The 19,910-nt window shown below is 46.6% G+C and carries 17 protein-coding genes, 1 pseudogene and 1 riboswitch; of the genes and pseudogenes, 6 read left to right on the top strand and 12 right to left on the bottom strand.

Annotated elements, in window-relative coordinates:
- Nucleotides 1-118 precede the first annotated feature (118 nt).
- From ABXS70_RS00670 to ABXS70_RS00650, 5 genes and pseudogenes are all read right to left on the bottom strand, one after another.
- A pseudogene (locus ABXS70_RS00670) lies at nucleotides 119-873 on the bottom strand (amino acid ABC transporter ATP-binding protein).
- Nucleotides 873-1,628 carry an amino acid ABC transporter permease gene (locus ABXS70_RS00665; protein ID WP_184183252.1) on the bottom strand — a complete coding sequence of 252 codons (756 nt, stop codon included), beginning with the start codon at nucleotides 1,626-1,628 and terminating at the stop codon, nucleotides 873-875. Before ABXS70_RS00665 ends, ABXS70_RS00670 begins: the two are co-directional and overlap by 1 nt.
- A gap of 47 nt (nucleotides 1,629-1,675) precedes the next feature.
- The gene (locus tag ABXS70_RS00660) at nucleotides 1,676-2,803 is read right to left on the bottom strand and encodes a CapA family protein (RefSeq protein ID WP_366293212.1); all 1,128 of its coding nucleotides are present in this window, start codon (nucleotides 2,801-2,803) and stop codon (nucleotides 1,676-1,678) included.
- Nucleotides 2,800-3,009: a hypothetical protein gene (locus ABXS70_RS00655; RefSeq protein ID WP_366293209.1), complete on the bottom strand. Its 210-nt coding sequence runs from the start codon at nucleotides 3,007-3,009 to the stop codon at nucleotides 2,800-2,802. Before ABXS70_RS00655 ends, ABXS70_RS00660 begins: the two co-directional genes overlap by 4 nt.
- Before the next feature lie 13 nt (nucleotides 3,010-3,022).
- On the bottom strand, nucleotides 3,023-3,859 hold the full coding sequence (locus ABXS70_RS00650) for a transporter substrate-binding domain-containing protein (protein ID WP_366293206.1): 837 nt from the start codon (nucleotides 3,857-3,859) through the stop codon (nucleotides 3,023-3,025).
- A 308-nt stretch (nucleotides 3,860-4,167) separates the two neighbouring features.
- Between ABXS70_RS00650 and ABXS70_RS00645 the strand changes: the two genes are divergently transcribed.
- The 5 genes from ABXS70_RS00645 (at nucleotide 4,168) to ABXS70_RS00625 (ending at nucleotide 9,590) form a co-directional block, all read left to right on the top strand.
- Nucleotides 4,168-4,866 carry a response regulator transcription factor gene (locus ABXS70_RS00645; protein WP_366293203.1) on the top strand — a complete coding sequence of 233 codons (699 nt, stop codon included), beginning with the start codon at nucleotides 4,168-4,170 and terminating at the stop codon, nucleotides 4,864-4,866.
- A 21-nt stretch (nucleotides 4,867-4,887) separates the two neighbouring features.
- Entirely contained in the window at nucleotides 4,888-5,214 is a 327-nt protein-coding gene (locus ABXS70_RS00640) for a hypothetical protein (RefSeq protein ID WP_366293200.1), read from the top strand.
- On the top strand, nucleotides 5,114-6,331 hold the full coding sequence (locus tag ABXS70_RS00635) for an ATP-binding protein (RefSeq protein ID WP_366293197.1): 1,218 nt from the start codon (nucleotides 5,114-5,116) through the stop codon (nucleotides 6,329-6,331). Before ABXS70_RS00640 ends, ABXS70_RS00635 begins: the two co-directional genes overlap by 101 nt.
- Nucleotides 6,332-6,419: 88 nt before the next feature.
- Nucleotides 6,420-7,178: an ABC transporter ATP-binding protein gene (locus ABXS70_RS00630; protein WP_366293194.1), complete on the top strand. Its 759-nt coding sequence runs from the start codon at nucleotides 6,420-6,422 to the stop codon at nucleotides 7,176-7,178.
- A 3-nt stretch (nucleotides 7,179-7,181) separates the two neighbouring features.
- Nucleotides 7,182-9,590 carry an FtsX-like permease family protein gene (locus ABXS70_RS00625; RefSeq protein WP_366293191.1) on the top strand — a complete coding sequence of 803 codons (2,409 nt, stop codon included), beginning with the start codon at nucleotides 7,182-7,184 and terminating at the stop codon, nucleotides 9,588-9,590.
- A gap of 116 nt (nucleotides 9,591-9,706) precedes the next feature.
- Here ABXS70_RS00625 and mmuM read toward each other — a convergent pair whose 3' ends face one another.
- From mmuM to ABXS70_RS00590, 7 genes are all read right to left on the bottom strand, one after another.
- Nucleotides 9,707-10,693, bottom strand: coding sequence for a homocysteine S-methyltransferase (gene mmuM / locus ABXS70_RS00620; protein WP_366293188.1), 987 nt, complete (start codon nucleotides 10,691-10,693; stop codon nucleotides 9,707-9,709).
- Complete coding sequence (mmuP, locus tag ABXS70_RS00615; protein WP_342552928.1) at nucleotides 10,690-12,084, bottom strand: S-methylmethionine permease; 1,395 nt, start codon at nucleotides 12,082-12,084, stop codon at nucleotides 10,690-10,692. Before mmuP ends, mmuM begins: the two co-directional genes overlap by 4 nt.
- Before the next feature lie 91 nt (nucleotides 12,085-12,175).
- Nucleotides 12,176-12,277: riboswitch (SAM riboswitch) on the bottom strand.
- Between the two features lie 86 nt (nucleotides 12,278-12,363).
- Nucleotides 12,364-13,566: a Ger(x)C family spore germination protein gene (locus ABXS70_RS00610; protein WP_342552929.1), complete on the bottom strand. Its 1,203-nt coding sequence runs from the start codon at nucleotides 13,564-13,566 to the stop codon at nucleotides 12,364-12,366.
- Complete coding sequence (locus ABXS70_RS00605; protein WP_342552930.1) at nucleotides 13,563-14,663, bottom strand: spore germination protein; 1,101 nt, start codon at nucleotides 14,661-14,663, stop codon at nucleotides 13,563-13,565. The genes ABXS70_RS00610 and ABXS70_RS00605 overlap by 4 nt, the downstream gene beginning before the upstream one ends.
- Before the next feature lie 97 nt (nucleotides 14,664-14,760).
- On the bottom strand, nucleotides 14,761-16,473 hold the full coding sequence (locus tag ABXS70_RS00600) for a spore germination protein (RefSeq protein WP_342552931.1): 1,713 nt from the start codon (nucleotides 16,471-16,473) through the stop codon (nucleotides 14,761-14,763).
- A 397-nt stretch (nucleotides 16,474-16,870) separates the two neighbouring features.
- Nucleotides 16,871-17,791 carry a methyl-accepting chemotaxis protein gene (locus tag ABXS70_RS00595; protein ID WP_342552932.1) on the bottom strand — a complete coding sequence of 307 codons (921 nt, stop codon included), beginning with the start codon at nucleotides 17,789-17,791 and terminating at the stop codon, nucleotides 16,871-16,873.
- 379 nt (nucleotides 17,792-18,170) lie between these two features.
- Complete coding sequence (locus ABXS70_RS00590) at nucleotides 18,171-18,614, bottom strand: VOC family protein (RefSeq protein ID WP_342552933.1); 444 nt, start codon at nucleotides 18,612-18,614, stop codon at nucleotides 18,171-18,173.
- Between the two features lie 107 nt (nucleotides 18,615-18,721).
- Here ABXS70_RS00590 and ABXS70_RS00585 point away from each other — a divergent pair, with 107 nt between their 5' ends.
- Nucleotides 18,722-19,798 (top strand): YafY family protein, encoded by a 1,077-nt coding sequence (locus ABXS70_RS00585; RefSeq protein ID WP_342552934.1) that lies wholly within the window; start codon nucleotides 18,722-18,724, stop codon nucleotides 19,796-19,798.
- The last annotated feature ends 112 nt before the right edge of the window (nucleotides 19,799-19,910 follow it).

Below are 19,910 nucleotides of genomic sequence, written 5' to 3'. Positions count from 1 at the left end.
CGCTTTGGGTCATTCACACATGCCGTGTGTTCACCCAAAGCGTTTCGTGTTATCCACAGAAGAAATGGAAGCGATGCTTCTTATGTTCTTCCAAGCCATCCTAAAGCTCCAGCCGATCCTATGCGCGGTGCTCGCCTTTATTGCGGAAATAGTTGTGGAGGAACTCTTTGGCACGTTCCGATTTGGGGTGGTTAAAGACCTCATCCGGTGTACCCTCTTCAACAATTTTCCCCTTATCCAGAAACAATACCTTGGTTGCCACTTCATAGACAAAACTCATTTCATGCGAAACGAGAAGCATCGTCTGACCTGAAGCAGCTGTTTTTTTGATCGTCTGCAGCACTTCACCCACAAGTTCCGGGTCAAGCGCAGAAGTCGGCTCGTCCAGCAGAAGCAGCTTGGGTTTCATGGCGAGTGCACGCGCGATACCCACACGCTGCTGCTGCCCCCGGACAGATGTTTGGGATAATAATGTGCCCGTTCGGATAATCCTACCTGTTCCAGCTGCTGTTTAGCCAGTTCGGTCGCTTCTTTGTCATTCATTTTTTTAACAATTTTCAATCCTTCTTTAACATTATCCAGTGCCGTACGATGTTGGAACAAGTTAAAGTGCTGGAACACCATAGCCGTCTGTTTCCGCAGCTCCAGCCGCTGTTTGTTCGTGATTGTACTGAAATCAACCTTGAATCCTTCCAGATCCAGCTGCCCCTGGTCGGCTGCTTCCAGGCAGTTTAATGCCCGCAGAAAAGTCGATTTTCCCGCGCCAGAAGAGCCAATCAGCGCCACGACATCTCCCTTCTGAATATCGACCGAAAGATCGTTCAGAATCAGATTGTTATGGAAGGATTTCGACAAATGACTTACTTTAATCATTAAATCCCCCTCCTTCCCCATGAGAACCAGCCGCGATTCATTGTTTGCTGTACTGGATCAGGAATAGAGAATCGTTTCTCCAGGAAACGAAGAATTTGTTCGATAATAATCGTCATCACCCAGTAGATGAGGGCAAGCGCCAGATAAACTTCAAAAAAGCGGAAGTTGCTGCCTGAAATGATCTTCCCTTGTGCCGTCATCTCAATAACCCCTGCAACAAAAGCGAGTGATGTCCCTTTTAACAGTCCAATAAGTGCATTGCCAAGAGGTGGAATGGCTACGACAAGGGCCTGGGGAACAATAACTCTCTTCAGCACTTGAAGGTACGTCATGCCAAGAGATTCGGCTGCTTCAATCTGTCCTTTGTTAACGGACTGCAGCGCTGCACGAATGGTCTCGGAATTGTAGGCTGCTTCATTAAACGCAAACGTCACCAGTACAAAAAGCATTGCGGGTACCGCATTAATGTTGTAATCTGTGCCGTACTGCTGATTAATAAATTTTAATAACAGCGGAATTCCGTTATAGGTCAGATATAACTGAACAATGATCGGCGTACCGCGGATAAATGAGATGAATAATGTGACAAGCTGGCTGAGCACCGGCACTTTTTTCATACGTATGACCGCAAACAGCAAAGCAAACACCAGACCAACGACCATCGAAATCGCTGTAATCTGCAGACTCACAGGAAGAACCTCTAACAGACGAGGAATCGCTGAGAATACCGCGTTGATATCAAAAATCTCTCCCATGATTTACATCCTTCCACGTTCATTTTCAAAAAAAAGCAAGAGCGGAATTACTTCCACTCTTTCACGGTTAAACGTTCGCCTTGGCGTATAATTTCGGTTTTGTAGCGCTCTTTACTCACAGCATTGAGCCTTTCAAGCAAAGAACCCGCAGCCTCTTCTGAAGCAAGTACAGGTAAACCTCGTTTAGTCACGCTCGAATGCGTCAGTCTGAGATCAATCGGAATCAGCTCATAATCAAACTGCTGCCGATCCGCATTCAGATCAAATGAAATCAAGAAGTTTTCCGAAAACTTGGGATGACTATAAAAGCCCTGCCAGTTTCCCTCGCTGTCTTTGGTTCTGTTTTTGTGCAGTGTGGAAGGAGATTCATTCTCGTCATACCCATATGCGGTGAACATCTCGGGAGAGATAATGGATTCCCCTGCTTCGAACTCCATCAGCAAACTTCCGATGTTATAGAAGATCGGCTGACCCTGGTACAATTCCACACCTCTTGTAAAGTGCGCCCCATGTCCGAATACACAATGAGCTCCTGCATCCACAGCACTTCTTGCAAAGGTTTCAATAAACGCTGCAGGATAATCGGAATACCAGTCTTCATTTTCTCCCTCGTGCGTATGCAGATTAACGAAGACAAAATCACTGCGCTCTTTGGCATCACGAATCGTTTCCAGAATTTCCTGCTGATCCTGCGCATGTGCTGCTGTTTTGACACGGGGATTTTCGCCCTTTTCAAAAGTCAGGTAACCCTCGAACAGAGAGCCAAACTCATAATGATTCTCGGATTTGCTTTTGAATGTCTCGATTCGTTTGCCCGTTTCCATACTTGCAGCAATGCCGATCCGTTCGCTAATGCCTTTCAACGTCTCAAAGTCCTGCTCGTTGACCACATATGTACGTGACCAGCGAAGCGGGTTTAAACCTGGACGTGCGGGAACACCGTTCCCCGGATTGGATGCGGCAAATACTTCGCTGCGCGTTACACCAATGGTAATGATAGCAATCCGTCCATCTGCTGTGTCGATAAACACCGGTTTACGAGCTTCATGCAGACTCATCCCAACTCCCAGAGGAATCAGGCCGCGCTGCTCGGCTTCCTCGATCGTATCGGTAAGCCCTTCGATGCCATAATCCCCTGTATGGTTGTTGGCAAAGCCGACATAACGAATATTCAACCGTGCAAACTCATCCAGCGTCCCGGGACGTACACTCGTCTGATATCCTCGGCCCGAGCCGGTGCCGTATTTTTGCGTGGGGTAATGAACTCTGCATTGGTGAAGACCTCATCGGCTTCCTTCAGAAGAGCCAGCAGATTCGGATCCATGGTTTTATCTACATTCCGACTGGAAAACAAGGCGTCTCCTGTAACGATAAATTTCATGTTATCCCCTTCCCTACTCCATTAATTCTTTCTTCGGCAGATAGTCGCCGCCAAGCTGTTCTTCACTGATCTTGAGCAATGTACCGTCATTGTACATTTCTTTAATTCGTTTGTTTACCGCATCGAGCAGTGTGCTGTCCGCAGATTTGGAGAGCAGAATGTACGAACCTGGATCACTATTTTCACTGGAGAACGGAACCACCTTCAAGTTGGTGAAACCATGTTCCTTGATTGCTTTTTCAGCCGAGACCCGAGAAATGATGCGAACGTCATAACGTCCTGCTTCAATGCCTTCGAACTGTTTAACAAAGTTTTCTTCGGTGTACATAATATCTGCTTTGGCATCCGGATGCGCTGTATTGTAGTTCTCCAGCAGCGTTGCTCCCGAGTTTCCTACTTCGGTTACTGCTTTATATCCCTTCAAATCTTCGATCGATTTAAGGGTATTATCATCCTTGCGCACGACAAATACGTTGGCATTTTCAATGATCGGCAGAGAGAAATTATACTTGCTGCGTCTTTCCGGATTGGAGCTGAAGTTGTTAGCCCCTAACTGAAAACGCCCATTGTCCAAACCTGTCAAAATGCCTTCGAATTCAATAGCTTGTACCTCCAGCTTGTATTCTGGAAGTTTCTCGAAGATCGCCTTCATAACTTCAACATCATACCCGGTAAGTTTACCGTCTTTATCGTAGCTGAACGGGTTACTAACGCCGCTCGTTGCAGCAACAATGGTCTTTTGGCCAGAGTCTGATCCCGCACCTGAACCTGCTTCGTTTTTGTTGCCACAACCAGCAATCATCAACCCAAGCACTAATAAAAGGATTCCCGGCACAAATTTCTTTTTCATTGTTATGTCCCCCTTGTTGTGTTCTCTCTCTGTTATTCTAACCATGATTCGTAATTCATAGTAAATTAGTATGAAATGTATTATGTCACGCTGCACATACTCTGTCAAGGTAATTCGACAAAGCAGACTGCATAATACGACAGTTTTCTACATTTCTCTTAATCAAACTTTACTGTGACTCTACGCTGGCAAAAATGTACAATAGATAGAAGCATATTTTTACAAATCTATGCATCATGCATCTAATCATCTAACTCTGACAAATTCAGATTCCTTTCATTCTAATTATTCATTACTGGAGCGATCCCATGAACTCAAAACGCAAAGTCCTCATCATTGAAGATGAACATGATATTTCCCGCATTTTGCGAGATTACTTGACCAAGAATGGATACGAGGCTGCCGTCGCCGCCACCGGAGAGGATGGGCTTCAGATTATGGAGCTGATCCAGCCGGATTATATCATCCTTGATATTATGCTGCCGGATCAGGACGGCATCGATGTATGCCGCGAGATTCGGAGACGTAACAACATTCCGATTCTCATTCTGAGTGCGCGGGGAAGTGATACGGATAAGGTTCTCGGACTTGGATTCGGAGCAGACGACTATATGACCAAACCCTTCTCACTCAGCGAGCTGATCGCCCGGATTCATGCACATTTCCGAAGATATGACAGTCTAAACGCAGCACGGGCCCCTTCCCATCTGCTGCGCCTCGCTAACCTTGAAATCGACAAGAGAGCATACAAGGTCACCGTAAATGGTAATGAAGTCTCTCTGTCGGCCAAAGAATTCGAACTACTGCACTATCTTGCCAACAACAAAAATCAGGTCTTCTCCAAATCCCAGTTACTCGATGCAGTCTGGGGCTATGATGCGTATGGAGACGAAAATACGGTAACGGTCTACATTCGCAGACTTCGGGAGAAAATTGAGCACGATGCCTCCCATCCAACGCTTCTTAAAACCGTCTGGGGAGTCGGATACAAGTTTAATCATAACTAAGCGAGGAATGGAGCAGCGTTCATGTCACTACATCTCTGGTCTACACGTTGGCTGAAAACATCATTACTTCTTCTGCTTCTGATTCTGCTGTGCAGTCTCGGCCTTTTCCTCTCCTTGCTCGTATCCCGCTCTTCAAGCGAATCCATTCCAACCATGAATCAGGTGCGTCTGAAGGTGAACCCGCTCCTGTTGAAACTGGAACAGAACAGCAGCAAACTTCGTGATCCTGTCGTTCAGGAGCAGGTTCGTGCTCGCAGCCAGCAAAGAGAACATCCCTTTTACCTATGTGGAGCTGGATGGCCGTATCACACTATCTTCCATCGCTTCGACCGAAGGTCAATCTGTTAACCTGAGATCAGCGCTTCATTACAATCTGGCAGATGCGCTGCAGATCGCGGACGGAGAGGATTCACTGAATATTGCTTTTCCCGTCATGGACGGCCCGGATAGCAATCAGATCGGAAATGCCATTTTCACAGTGCCCCGCTTCCTTGTTTTTACGCCGCAGTCGTCCACGCTGCCGTTATCGATCCTGGGTGTGCTGATTATGCTTTCTCTCCTGCTGATGCTGATGCTGATCACAATGGCACGCGGAGTCAAACGACAGGTGTTAACTCCGGTCAAACAGTTGAAGTATCACGCCGAATCCATTCTTAAGGGAAAATATGATGAGCCGATTCAATATAAACGTACGGATGAAATAGGCGAGCTGTATGCGATGCTGGACTTGATGCGATTGGAGATTATGTATTTAAGTGAACAGCATATACGGCAGGCAAAGGCTCAGAAAGAGCTAATCACCAATATTTCCCATGACCTTAAAACGCCCATTACTACCCTAAAGGCATACATAGAGGCAGTATCCGAAGGAATATGCGAAGATGAAGAAACGCTTCAGGAATATATGCAAATCATGCACATCCATGCAGACAAGACAGCTCGGCTCGTAGAAGACCTCCTTGTTCACGCTCTGCAGGAACTCGGGCAGATCTCAGTTGAACCGCGAGAACAATACAGCCGTAAGGTTTTTGAAAATATGCTGCGTCCCATTGAACATATTGTGCGTTCCCATGGATTGACATATGAAGAACCCGAATCTATACCTGATGTGCTGATTCGAATCGATCCAGTGCGAATAGAACAAGTGATTTCCAATCTGGTATCCAATGCACTCAAACACACAGCTTCCGGTGATTATATTCGCATCCGTACTGAACTGCATTCCGGGCAATTCAAGCTGACCATCGCTGACTCAGGGCAGGGTATACGAGCTCAGGATATGCCTTTTGTGTTTGAACGTTATTTTAGAGGAAGTTTGCCATCCTCCTCCACTTCAGCTCAAGAAGGGACAGGACTTGGCCTTTCTATCTGCAAAAGCATCATTAAAGCACATGGCGGACAGATTCAATTTTCCAGCAAAACTGACCAAGGCACTCTTTTTCAAATTAACCTGCCCTTATGTTGAGGTGTAAGACTTTATTCATATTTAGATAAGAGTTTCTCAATATCTTCCCTTTAGGATGAAGGATATACTGCTGTGGGGAGTGATCTGCTTGACCAAAACGTCCATTATTCGTGCCCAAAATCTGTGCAGGACTTACCGTACCGGAAGTGAACAGTATCATGCGATCCGCAATGTGGATCTGGATATTTATGAAGGGGACTTCACCGTAATCATGGGCAATTCCGGCTCAGGTAAATCTACGCTGTTATATTTGCTTAGCGGGCTTGACCAGGTAACAGCTGGCGAGGTTTATTTTCAGAATCAACGGATTGACACTTACAATGAACGGGAACTGTCTGCCTTCCGTGCCCGCCGGATCGGCTACATTTATCAAAGCATCAACCTTGTTCCCGACCTCTCTATTCGGGATAATATTGCCCTTCCCGGTTATATTGCCGGACATAAAAAAAGTGAGGTTAAAGCTCGGGCGCACCAGCTCATGCAGGCTATGGAGATCGATGGTCAGCACAATCGTCTGCCCTCCCAAACGTCAGGCGGACAGCAGCAGCGTGCCGCGATTGCTCGTGCGCTCATCAATTCACCTGATATTCTGTTTGCCGACGAACCTACCGGTAGTTTGAACTATGAACATGGTAAAGCGGTGCTCGACATCTTGACGGATATGAATCGAAAAGGACAGTCCGTCGTTATGGTGACACATGACATCAAAGCTGCCTGCCGAGCTGATCGCCTGATTTTGATCCGAGATGGTAAGGTCGGCGATATCCTGGAATTCGACAAATATGAAGAGCATCAGATTCAGGATCGAGAGTCGATTGTCTTCGCCTTTGTGTCGGGGAAGGAGTAGCCGATGACTGCCATACTGAAGCTGGGTTTGTCTTATCTAATTAAAAATAAAATTCAAAACCTGTTTATTACTCTTCTTATACTGCTGTCCACATTTCTTGTGTGTACTGCTGTCATCATTTTGGCTAACACGGGTTATCAGTTCAAGGAGATGCACAGCCGAACGAACGGGGCACATCAGGTTTTGACATTTGAAAAAGGGCTGAATGATCCTCAGAAGGTGTATGACTGGTGGACTGCTCAGAACGGTGTCCAGGTCTCGCCACTGCATACTTATCGCATTTTGTCGGGAATAACTCTGGACGGTATAGATATTTCCAACATTTACTTATTCATGATGAACACTCCGCCGCCTCCGTGGAATGCAGATCAACTCGTATTTACCGCTGGACAAGAAAGCGCCTCTCCCGCACAAGGAAGTGTATGGATTCCTGCCTCGATGGCACACAGCTATAACATTGCTGTCGGTGATACCGTTCAATTCAAAACGGGGGCTGCTGTACTAAGCCGCAAAGTATCGGCTGTTGTTGTCGATATTCCTTATGGCGCTCCGTTTAGCAACACGGCAAGAATATGGATGAATAGCAGTGATTACCAACATGATTTTACCGGGTTTGCAGGCAAAGAACAGCATATGATGGGCATTCATTTTGACGAGTACAGCAGCCGTTCCAGCTACTGGGATCGTTATAGTAAAGAGACGGGTGCTCCGTTTCTGGAAACCACCATGGAATTTGAAAGTATTTCATCCTTTTATCTAATTATCAACCAAATTATCGGTTTCATCATGATTTTTTTGGGGGCACTCATGATGATGATTGCGCTTATTACGATTGGTTTCACAATTTCCGACGCGATTCTGGCCAACTACCAAACAACAGGTGTCCTCAAATCACTGGGACTAACTTCCCGAGGAATTATGAGCACCTATCTTATTCAATATGCCCTGCTGTCCTTCATCGCTGTTATTCCCGGGCTCATGCTGAGTGTGTTCCTTTCCAAATTCATCATTAACATCTCGGCATCGTCCCTACGGACCAATCATGGTCATGTTCCGGTTGAGGGTATTGGTGCAGCTGTGTTTGTAGGATTACTCTTGTTCCTTCTGGTGATTATATTCGTTATGTTGTATGTGCAAAAAAATCGAATGATTGAGCCGGTTCAGGCTATTCGCTACGGCATGTCCGAGATCGACTACGCACGTATGACCCAACGTATGAATTCACCGCTTGCAAATGCAGCTTCATTTGGAAAGCTGCCTGTCTCTTTCGTTATCGGAGTACGCAGTCTGATCAAAAATAGCAAGAGCTCTGTCTTGATGGTCCTTCTGACATCAGCAGCCGCCTCCGTGCTTGTCTTCGGATATCTAGTCCTAACCAGCATTACCGGGATCGACCAGACGGCAGCCAAATGGGGATATGACAACGCCAATATTGCCGGTGTTGTTGTAGACAAAACGATGTTTTCAAGAGCAGCACTGCAGAGCGCACTGGAAGAAGATCCACGCATCCAAAATGTTGGCTGGCAGGGAAACATTACCGGAGTTATCCCCTCAGACGTTGCTGCGAGCATAACAGTCAATCCGTCCATCAGTCTTAGTTTAGGTGTATTAGATGGAAGCTATGAAGATCTTGGCTTCGAGACGTTGAAAGGCAGCAACCCCGAACGTGAAAATGAGATTGCACTCGGGGTCAGTGCCGCCAGGATGTTAAAAAAGGATTTGGGAGATCTTGTTGATCTCTACATTGAGGGGAAAAAGCGTACATTTATGATCTCGGGCATCTATCAAGCGATTGCCAACATGTCCATATCCGGGAGAATCAACGTTCAAGCAGTCCGAAGCATAAATCCGGGGTACGAAGATGTAGATGCTGCCTTCATTAATGTCGTTGATCCTTCTCAAGCAGGAGTGGTTGCTGCCCAGCTAAATGAACGGTTCAAAGACGCTGTATCCATTGTCACGCAAAAAGCACTGCTGGATGATTCCGTTTATAAGGAAGCTGCAAATATTCTTCTATATCCTATGGCACTAATGGGTCTTCTGTTCATCCTGGTTACGTTTATGATCATCTTCATTACCTGCCGGATCAGCATTCGCAAAGAAAACAAGACGTATGGCATCTACAAATCGATAGGCATGACATCCGGAAGTATTCGTTCTTCTATTACGCTGGGAGTCGCATTGTTATCCCTGATCGGTTCGATGTTTGGTGTTATTGCAGCCTTGTATCTTCTTCCCCTGTTACTTGAAAAAGTTCTCTCAGGATACGGTATCGTACAAATCCCCTTGGTCCTGAATGGGTGGGGTATCCTGCTGTTTGCCTCTTTAAGTATATTTGCGGCAGCAGTTGGATGCTGGCTGGCTTCGAAAGAAATTCGCCGGGCATCCCCACGTATGTTAGTGATTGAATAACAACCTAAAACAGCCCTTGCCTATCACACCAGATAGGAAGGGCTGTTTCTGTTCTTATCTATATTCATATCCTTCTGCTCGCCCTGTACGGCAAATTCCTAATTCTTATCTTATCCCTAGCCTTGGCCCCGCCACTTTTTCGCGAGTTCGCCAATCTGATGCGGTGTGGTACGGCAGCATCCTCCAATTATTCGGGCACCTGCCTCAACCCATGCCTCAGATGAATCTTTCATACTGCTGCAGGAACCCTGGCCGCTCCATGTTTTCGTCTCAGCATCGTAAATCTCACCCGAATTCGGGTATATGATCACAGGTTTATCGCTGGCACGATGCAGTATACCGACGGCTTCCGTGACCACTTCCATCGGAGCGCAATTCAGGCCGATTGCCGCAATCTGCGGCTCGGAGCCGAAGGTTTGTGCACATACCTCAAGCGGTGTTCCTTCGCTGATGCTTGTTCCATCTTTTAAGGAAAAAGAAAGCCAGGCATACGCATCCGGGAACTCTTTAAGCAGTTCGACCAGCACCCGTGCTTCCTGTAGTGAAGGGATGGTCTCAAAGGCCAAGATGTCTGCTCCCGCTTCAATCAGCGCTGCCATGCGCGGACGATGGAATGCCGCCAACGTTTCATCCGATACGCCATAATGTCCCACATACTCCGAACCATCCGCCAGATAGGCACCGTAAGGGCCAACAGAACCGGCAACGATCGGCTTCGGACGCCGGGTGCCCGCTCCACTGGCCTGTACTTCTGCCCACATCTCATCTCTCGCCTGGGCAGCCAGCTCTACCGTTTTGCGAATCAGGTCCAGTGCAGGTCGCTCTTCGATTCCGCGCTTGCGGAAACCTTCTACGGATGCCTGATAACTGGAGGTGATTGCACAATCTGCTCCAGCACGGAAATAATCAGCATGCACCTGCACGATGACATCCGGGTTCTCCAGCAGCACACGTGCAGACCACAGCGGGTCATCCAGATCACAACCATGCTGTTCAAGCTCCGTTGCCAGCGCACCATCCAGAATCATGACCGGATATTCGTTCAGAATTTGCTGTATGCCATTTATGGAATCCGTTTGTTGTTGTGATTGTGATTGATTCATGAAGTCAGCCCTCTTTTCTTCTTCGTACGATCCGTCCAATAATACACGATATAACATAAAATAATAAATGGGATACCACAGTACAGAGCAATCCGCTGCGTCGGATCAAAAGCTATACCTATACAAGAAGCCAGACACAACAAAAATGAAACGACAGGTACTATGGGATACAGCGGCGTGCGGTAAACGAGATTTTTCACGTCATGCCCTTCCCGAAGGTACTGTCTGCGGAACATGTACTGGGATGCGCTGATGCTCATCCACACCGCCACTACCGCAAGACCCGAGATGGAGACAAGTGTAATATAGACCGTCCCGGGTGCAATGATGCTGGACAGTAAAGCCAAGGCGCCGCCAGCCATGCTGAGCACAAGCGCATTGAACGGTACTCCGCTTTTCGTCAGGCGGGCAAACCATGGAGAAATCGTCTTTTTATCTGCCAGTGACCAGAGCATCCGTGAGGAAGCATACAGTCCCGAGTTGGCCGCTGACAGAATTGCTGTTAAAATGACAAAATTCATAATGTCCGCCGCATACGGGACACCAACCCGCTCCATGACAGCCACAAATGGACTTTCCAGCACACTCGCATCCGACATCGGCAGTAATGCAGACAGTATGACAATGGTCCCGATAAAGAAAATGATCAGGCGCCACAACGTGGTATGGATGGCTTTCGGAATCGTTTTTTCCGGATTTTCCGTCTCACCTGCGGCGATTCCAATCAGTTCCGTACCCGAGAAGGCAAAATTGACAGCCAGCATCGTCATCAGAATTGCAGTCGCGCCATGGGGAAACCACCCTGATGCGGTAATGTTAGAGAAGAACGGAGCCGGTGCAGCATCCGCCATGGGAATGATACCAAACATGGCGGCCCCGCCAAGAATAATAAAGATGATAATCGTCATCACCTTTACCAGGGAGAACCAGAATTCCGATTCTGCAAAAAGTTTGACCGTGAACGCATTAAACAGGAATATCATCAAGGCAAACAGTGCACTCCAGATCCAGACGTTCACGGACGGAAACCAGCGCTGCATAAGCAGCCCGGCGGCTGTGAATTCCGAACCCAGCGCCACGGTCCAGGTGAGCCAGTAAAGCCATGCCACAGTATACCCTGTAGCTGGTCCGATATATTTGGCTGCATAACTGTGGAATGCTCCTGTCTCGGGCATATGAACTGACAGTTCGCCAAGGCAGAGCATCACCAGATAGACCACCAATGCGCCAATCAGATAAGACAGAATCGTTCCAAGGGGTCCGGCCTGTTGAATGGTATACCCCGAGCTGAGGAACAGCCCAGTTCCGATGACGCCGCCAAGGGAGAGCATGACCACATGCCTTGTTTTCATTTTTCGCTGAAATTGACCTTTATCGCTGCTGTTCTCCATATGACCTGCTCCCTGCTTCTTCATCCAGAACAAACAAAAAAGACCCACTCTTTCCGAAGAGTGCGCCGCTGCTGACAAATAAAAACAAACGCTCCTATCTATCAGGCTTTCACCCGCTGGAATTAGCACAGTATCCTTCAGATCTGCTGCTGAGGTTTCTAAGGGCCAGTCCCTCCACCTCTCTGGATAAGAAAATGATTTTGTATAACTATATCGATTGACGCCTGATGTGTCAACATTTAAATACCAGCATCTCCGTACAGTCATACATGCATCAAATTATTCTGTAGAAGATCCCGGGTTCACCACACTCGTTTTGATCTCATACGTAATGGGCACTGTCGCAAACACCTCATCCCAGTTGTCTTTAACCTTCTTCCATGTTTTGGGGTAATGGATGCGGATGCTGTCCCGAAAACCGGCAACGTCAGCCTTATAGGTATGCTGGAGTTTGTAAAGCATCTGGTCAATCTGTTGGTCCACGATCTTGGCAAAATCCTTTTCCAGTTCCTTCAAATAAGCTCCCTTCTCTTCTTTTTCAGGAGCACGCCAGTCCTCCATTAACCAGCCTTCGGACTCTGCCTTGACGTGGAACGATATGTCGCCTCCGACCACCTTTGGAATGATTTTTATCTTTTTTTTCTTAATCTCATAAAGAATCGTGAAGCCTTCTTTACTGTATGTCTTTATGAGACCTCCGTGTTGATCGGGAATAATCCATGACAAAGCCTCAAGATCGGTTTGGCTGAGCTCTCCCACAAATTTCGTTGTTTTAGCTGCAAATATGCTGCCCCCGGAAAACTTATCCTCTCCCTCTGCATTGAGTACATTTTGCAGCAGGAAGCTGGACCCGGACTGCATCTGTGCATCCAGTTTGGCAAGGGAAACAGGCTCCAATATTTTATTGGATATATAGGAGTTGTTCATAATTCCCGTGAGATAGAAGGCTGGAATCCGGGAAGGATCTCTCGATGTGAGTACATCCAATGCTCGTTGATGACTGATCAGCACAAGACAGTTTGGGCGAATATCGTTATCCCGGAGCACAAAATCAAGCAGCTGTTTCAACCCGAATTTTTTAGCGATATCCTTGGAGATGACGATCACTTTCAGATGATGTCCAATAAGCGGACGATCTCTACGCAGGGAAAATTGACGAAAAATCTGAAGCATGGAGTCCCCCGTAAGTCGTTCGTTGGAGTAAGAGGATTTCCCCGCTGAAGGTGAACCTCCCTGTTCACTCTGCTGACCGCTGGATTTCCCTGGAGCAATCTGAACGGTTGCCGTGACATTGTCTTCTTTGGGATAGCGTCCTCCCTGAGCGGATATAATCTTTTCAAATTCGGTTTCCTCTCCAACATCAATTCCGAGACCGACATACAGACTCAACTCTTCAATCTCCCGGCTGCTCCAGCATCCCGAGATCAGACTGAGAATTAATAATGCCGAGATGATACGCAGCCACATACGGAGTGAGATCATGCTTGTTTACCTCCTTTTTTGCGAATAATGCTCAGCAGCAGCAGTACCAGGGGCATAATAGCAAACAACACGACAGACACATTGCCCAGCATGTCACCAAGTGCAAAGGTTTCATATACATTTTTAGGTATCATGGCTGCCAAATAGATGAACGGCAGAAGTACGTACATAATGGTGCGCATCTTTTTAGCTTTGAACAGATCACGAATTCCCACCGAAGCACAGTAGTGCGTGATGGCAAAGGTAGAGAAAATCTGCAAAATCCATATAACCAGCAGTAACGACTCAAAGCGTTCAAAAATCAACCCTTGAATCTCGAAACTACGAACCAAATCCAGTGTCGGCCAAGTTCTCGTTTTAATCCCGTCGAGGGACAGACTGCCGACGACCATAACTACCGTGATTAGATAGATCGCTGTAGATATCCCCAGCCCCCATGTCATCGCCTTATTGCTTTTTTTCGGGTTCTGCATGTATGCCGTAATGACCAGCATCACTTCGTAACCTGTATACGAAAGCAGTGAAGGTTTCAGTCCTTTAATGACAGGCATGAATCCTTCGCCAAGGATGGGTCTCAGATTACTGATTTCAAACAGCTGATTGCTTAGTAAAATTTCCATGACAAAGATAACCAAGGTAATCGGCAAAATGACCTCGAACACACGCACAATGACCGCAAGTCCTCCGGAGATCAGATAGATGCCAATCCACATAAACACCATTACAATGGCCCAGGTAGGTGTACGTTCCAATAGATACATTCCGGTAACATCAGCCATCACCCGGATTTCGAAGGCTGCAATCACCATAAAATACAGAATGGTGACACAGCCAAAGATGTAACCAATCCAGCGGCCCGTGATTTCACGAGTGAATTGGAACACTGTTTTTCCCGGAAATCTTCGGCATAAAGTCACCAAAATCATACCAACACCCGTAATAATAAGCCCCGAAAGAATGATGGAGATCCAGACGTCCGGTGTCCCAACCGCTTTGCTGGTTGTTCGCGGCAGCGTCAATATGCCTGCACCAAGCATGTAATTGACGATAATAACTACCGCCTGTGTGGTGCTGATTTTAACTTGGGAGTCATTCACTGCAATAACACCTCCAGACCTTCTGCGAACTGTATCGAACTTAAACTGTATCAAAGCGCTGGGAACTGCACTGCACACCAAACCTTCGCAAATACAACTATTCCTTCCGGTCTTCATCAATTGGGTTCATCATGTCAGGACGTCTTCTCATCATGTTAAGCGGGGCACGTATGACAAAATCCTTCCAATCGCTTAAATGATATGGAACAGCTGGCGCGATGTAAGGCACCCCGAAGCTGGATAGTCGGGCTAGATGTGTACACACCAGCAGGAAGAACATGACGACACCGTACAATCCCAGTACAGCAGCGCTAAACATCGCAGCAAAGCGAAGCAGCCGCAGGGTTAACCCTGCGCTGTACACGGGAATGGTGAAGGATGAAATAGCTGTGACAGCTACAACAATAACCAAAAACTGACTGATAATACCTGCCTGCACGGCAGCTTGACCGATAATCAGACCACCCACAATGCCCATCGCAGGTGCGATCGGTTTGGGCAGACGAATGCCGGCTTCTCTTAAAATCTCAATTGACAGCTCCATAATTAAAGCCTCGATTAAGGAAGGGAAAGGCACCCCGGATCGTGTTTCAATAATCGTCAGTACCAATTTCGTCGGAATTAGACCCGGATGGAACGAAATGAAGGAGATATAGAGCGCCGGGGCAAGCAAAGCTAACATGGCCGCCATAAAACGCAGAACACGAAGGAAAGAGCTTGGTATCCAGCGTTCATAGTAGTCTTCCGGAGATTGGAGAAGCATGCTGAATGTTACCGGTACAACGAGTGCAAACGGTGTTCCGTCCAGCAAAATAGCCACTCGTCCTTCAAGCAGAGCACCGATAACCCGGTCAGGTCTTTCTGTATTCAGTACTTGCTGGAAAGGACTCAGTGTATCATCCTCAATCAGCTGTTCTACGTAACCTGACTCCAGCATCATATCCATATCGATGCTCTTTACACGTTTCAGAACCTCGGCTACGAGTTTGGGATCAGCAATATCCTGAATATAAGCAACAGCCAAGTCCTTCTTGATGCGGCTGCCCACTTCAAGTTTTTCGATAAACAGACTCTGATCACTGCCATAGCGGCGTAAAATCCCCGTATTGTCACTCAGTTCCTCCGTAAAACTAATCCGCGGCCCGCGCAACAGCCCTTCCGATAACGGTTCACCAACACTGCGGGTTTTTAATCTGGAGGTTCCAATCAGCATTGCTCCCGGCATGCCGTCGATTAATAGAGCATTTTTCCCCAACAGTACACCTAAAGCAACCTCCTGAAGAGATTCTGTCTCTTGAATCTCGCTGACAGGAAGGATTTGATTTTTCAGATATGCGGACAGGAAATCTGCTTGTTCAGGGTGCGTAAAACTTTCCTGCTTCAGTTCAGGTATCCCGTCAATCATTAAAGGTTTGATTAAATAGCTGTCAAGCAGGTCCGTATCCGTCAGCCCTTCTGTAAACATGATTGCCGCTCTCGTATTGGTTCCCCGGATCCTAAATTCCCGAATATGTACATCTGCATTTTTCCCAAAAGTCTCTCGAACCGTAATTACATCCGTCGTGTATGTTCCGGTTAGCTTGATATTGGCATAATGCCCGGTCTCCGTTCCTAAGCCCAAGCCCGCTTCAGCCGGTGAGATATCCTTCGGGGAGGTAACCATTTTTCTTTTGCGAGAGAAGCTGCCCCGCTTGATTGCGGTATTAACCCAGTTTATAATCACCACCATGATAACCGGTACAATAAATACCATGAATGCCTGTGCCCATATGGTCCACTTCGGTATATAAGATAAAATGGTTGACCACATACTCCCGTCCTCCTTCTCTGCAAAATCAAACCACAGGTATTTCCGGATTCCGGATTATTGTGTCCTGTTTGCCTGTAAAAATTCCCGTTATTTTGGCAGGTTATGCAGTGGAACGCTTTCTTACCAGCTGCATTGCGAAAATCCCGATGAGAGAGTAATCTTTTGACACAACAAAAAAAACGATCCTGCAATACATTCAGAATCGTTCTAGGTTGTGTCTGAAAACGCTGAAGGAAGCCCATTTTGCCGAATTTTTGTTCCATGCTAAGAAGTTTACCGCAGGCGTGCCGGTGGCACGTCAAGGGAAAGTGACGCAGCAGGGGGCGAAAAGGGGGTAAACGATGCACTTCAGCGGGTTTCAAGACACGCACTAGATTCGGAGCCGTATTCTTTTCACTTACACAATCCGAGTCACATGCTGTGCCTTATCATCAAGCTGATGAGCTGCGGTCGAGATGGTTTTAAAATCATTTAATGCAATCTCAATTCTCTCATGACTCTGCTGCAGATAGTCTTCAACCTTTTTTGTGCCACTCGTAATATTGGTGATCTCTTTGGTAATGCCCGCCACACTGTCACGAATCTCATTGATTGAATTTTCCACCATGGCAGACAACTTGCGTACTTCCTTTGCCACAATATCGAATCCACGTCCGAACTCCCCCGCATGTGCAGCCTCAATCGCAGCATTCAGCGCAAGGAGCTGGGTTTGAGAAGAAATTTCTCGAATCGTTCGTACCACACCCTGAATCGAACCGGCTTGTTCCTGCAGATGACTTAAAGTGAACTGATTAGCTGCCGACACTTCCGAGATATAAGAAATGCTGGACATCAATTCATGGCTTCGTTCGATCCCCGCCCCAGCCTGCTCATTCAATTCTTGAGACAATGTCTTCAATTCCTGAACAACGGTTGTAATGTTATTTTGACGATCCGTAATATTGGTTGCCATCTTGCAGACCCCCAATATTTTCCGACCTGACTCATCGAACACGGGCATATATGTAGCTTCAAGCCAAACCGATTGGCCTTTAGAATCCTTGCGTTCCACCTTATCCTGAAAACTTTTCCCGTTAAAAATACTTCTCCAGAACGCCTCGTACGCCGGACTATCTGCAAATTTTCCAAAACATAATTGTCGATGCTGCATCCCGTACATTTCTTCCTTGGAGTACCCCATCGTTGAAGCGAATACATCGTTCACGTATGTAACCCTGCGATTTAAGTCGAAACGAATAATTGACAAGCTTTTCTCCATCGCTTTGACCATCAGTTCGTCCGTAACCTGTTCTTGCCGTCCAGCCTCCAATAAAGACATCTAAATCCCCCACAATCCTTCCGGTAGTCGATATGTTTTACGCTTGATAAGCCTAAGGGCAGAGGGATTCGTTTTAAACAGTTCCCCTGCGCTTGACTCTAGTATTGATACCCGAATTCGGGACTTTTGGATCACTAAAATCACATATAACAGAGAAATAATTATATATATTTTTTTATTACATAAAGCTTTCATTTTCTGACACTATAGGCTTTGGGCTTGATCTTACACTATTTACATGCTCCTTGCTGGAACATAATTCACGATCTGTGGGAGAATAGAAGAAAAAAGAGTAAATCATGAACATCATGACTTACTCTTCCGTAGAAAATTTCAACCTTATATACAGGCATTCACACGGAATTCAATAACTCAATGATCAAAAATCATGTACCGTTACACATAGCTGGAGTACAACCCCAAATGGATCACGCACAATACCATACCCCGGACTGAATTCATTCCGTTCATAAGGTACCAGCACCTTCACTCCTGCATGCCGCGATAGTGCTTCGTACAGTCCATCCATCTGCTCTTGATCCTGAGATTGAATGCACAGCGAAGTGCTGTTCCCCAGCTCCCAAGGTCTTTCCGCATCCATCGCTTCCTCGGCAATCATGATTTTGTTCGCTCCAATCTCCAGCACGGAATGTGTAATGTAATCATCCTGTCCTGCAGGGTACGTGAAGCTTGGGCTCATCTGCTTCATTTCTTTGTAGCTTTTTCGGAACAATACCTTTGCCCCCAGAGTCTTTTCGTAAAACGCAATAGCTTCCGCTGCTTCTCCATTCATTGAGAGAAAAGGAATTACTTCAACATTCATATCGTTTGCCTCCTTCATTCGTTTGCCTTACACTTATGACTATAACGAATAAAGGTGCCATTACATGGCACCTTAAATATAATTGAACAAAAATGAGGTCAACCCGCTTGAATAAAACAGAACGTTTACATCATATGCTTCGCTTCATTAATCAGAAACAGCACTTCACCCTGACGGACCTGATGCAGGAGTTTCATATATCCAAACGAACCGCTTTACGGGATATCGCTTCTTTGGAAGAGATGGGAGCACCCATCTATGTGGAATATGGACGTTATGGCGGATATCGGCTGCTTCAGCAGATGCAGCTGCCTCCGATTTCTTTTAATACGGATGAGCTTCATGCCTTGTATTTTGCCATGCAGGCCCTGCGCAGCTTCTCCAGCCTGCCTTTTCAGACGACATTTCATTCTGTCCATGAGAAATTCATGGCGGCACTATCAGATCGGCAGCGGGAGAATATTGTTAATATACAGCGACTTGTCACCTTTAAACATACCGAACAGATCAAAGACAGTTCCCATCTGGAGCTTCTATTGAAAGCTGCGGTGCAGCAGGAAGTGATTCAGATTACGTATCCTGACCAAAACACGAACGCGAAGCCGAGCAGAGCCATCGTTCCATTCGGGAACAAAGAGGCTGCTCATGAGAACGCAGAACATCCCCAAATCAATAGTTTTGTGCAGGATGAGCTGCAAAAAGAGGGCGCTGGACCCATGTTCAGAACAAACATCAGCACCCGTATCATACAGCCCCTTGAGCTGTACGCTAGTAGAGGATATTGGTATTGTCATGCGTATGATCTGGAAAAGAAAGCTTACCGTGTATTTCGCTGTGATCGAATGGCATCGGCTGCACTAACAGATACGGCACCTGTCAGCCATCTTGCCCACTTACAAAGTGGACATTTACATTCCTTATGGAAAGCATCTGAAGCTGCGGTTTCGTTTCGATGCAGGTTAAATGAAGCCGGTATAGAGCTGTTTCAACAAAATCACTACCCGTCCATGCGGCTTGAAGAGCAGGATGGGGACCCTCTGCTCGTCGGAACTTACGAACCTCATGAACTGGATTTTATCGTGAACTACCTCGCCGGTTACGGCAAGTCCATTCAGATTATCGAGCCTCTCACGTTGAAGGAATCACTGAGACAGTATTATATGAATTTGCTGGATCATATTTAGTAAATTCCACTTACATCCGCATACCCGTCCCCTATGTAAAAATATCATACAATCCTTTTTTATGAGCCAGTTTACTCCAAACTTCATTAGTGCTGATTTACTCAGCTCGTAA

Origin of the sequence: Paenibacillus sp. AN1007, assembly GCF_040702995.1 — a bacterium.
GTDB lineage: Bacteria > Bacillota > Bacilli > Paenibacillales > Paenibacillaceae > Paenibacillus.
This window is presented reverse-complemented; position numbering and strand designations above follow the sequence as displayed.

Excerpts from the sequence above, each read along its gene's own strand:
- ABXS70_RS00610 (WP_342552929.1), bottom strand. The coding sequence starts at position 13,566 with ATGATCTCACTCCGTATGTGGCTGCGTATCATCTCGGCATTATTAATT.
- ABXS70_RS00625 (WP_366293191.1), top strand. The coding sequence starts at position 7,182 with ATGACTGCCATACTGAAGCTGGGTTTGTCTTATCTAATTAAAAATAAA.
- mmuP (WP_342552928.1), bottom strand. The coding sequence starts at position 12,084 with ATGGAGAACAGCAGCGATAAAGGTCAATTTCAGCGAAAAATGAAAACA.
- mmuM (WP_366293188.1), bottom strand. The coding sequence starts at position 10,693 with ATGAATCAATCACAATCACAACAACAAACGGATTCCATAAATGGCATA.
- ABXS70_RS00590 (WP_342552933.1), bottom strand. The coding sequence starts at position 18,614 with ATGAATGTTGAAGTAATTCCTTTTCTCTCAATGAATGGAGAAGCAGCG.
- ABXS70_RS00650 (WP_366293206.1), bottom strand. The coding sequence starts at position 3,859 with ATGAAAAAGAAATTTGTGCCGGGAATCCTTTTATTAGTGCTTGGGTTG.
- ABXS70_RS00655 (WP_366293209.1), bottom strand. The coding sequence starts at position 3,009 with ATGAAATTTATCGTTACAGGAGACGCCTTGTTTTCCAGTCGGAATGTA.
- ABXS70_RS00600 (WP_342552931.1), bottom strand. The coding sequence starts at position 16,473 with ATGTGGTCAACCATTTTATCTTATATACCGAAGTGGACCATATGGGCA.
- ABXS70_RS00595 (WP_342552932.1), bottom strand. The coding sequence starts at position 17,791 with ATGTCTTTATTGGAGGCTGGACGGCAAGAACAGGTTACGGACGAACTG.
- ABXS70_RS00640 (WP_366293200.1), top strand. The coding sequence starts at position 4,888 with ATGTCACTACATCTCTGGTCTACACGTTGGCTGAAAACATCATTACTT.
- ABXS70_RS00645 (WP_366293203.1), top strand. The coding sequence starts at position 4,168 with ATGAACTCAAAACGCAAAGTCCTCATCATTGAAGATGAACATGATATT.
- ABXS70_RS00665 (WP_184183252.1), bottom strand. The coding sequence starts at position 1,628 with ATGGGAGAGATTTTTGATATCAACGCGGTATTCTCAGCGATTCCTCGT.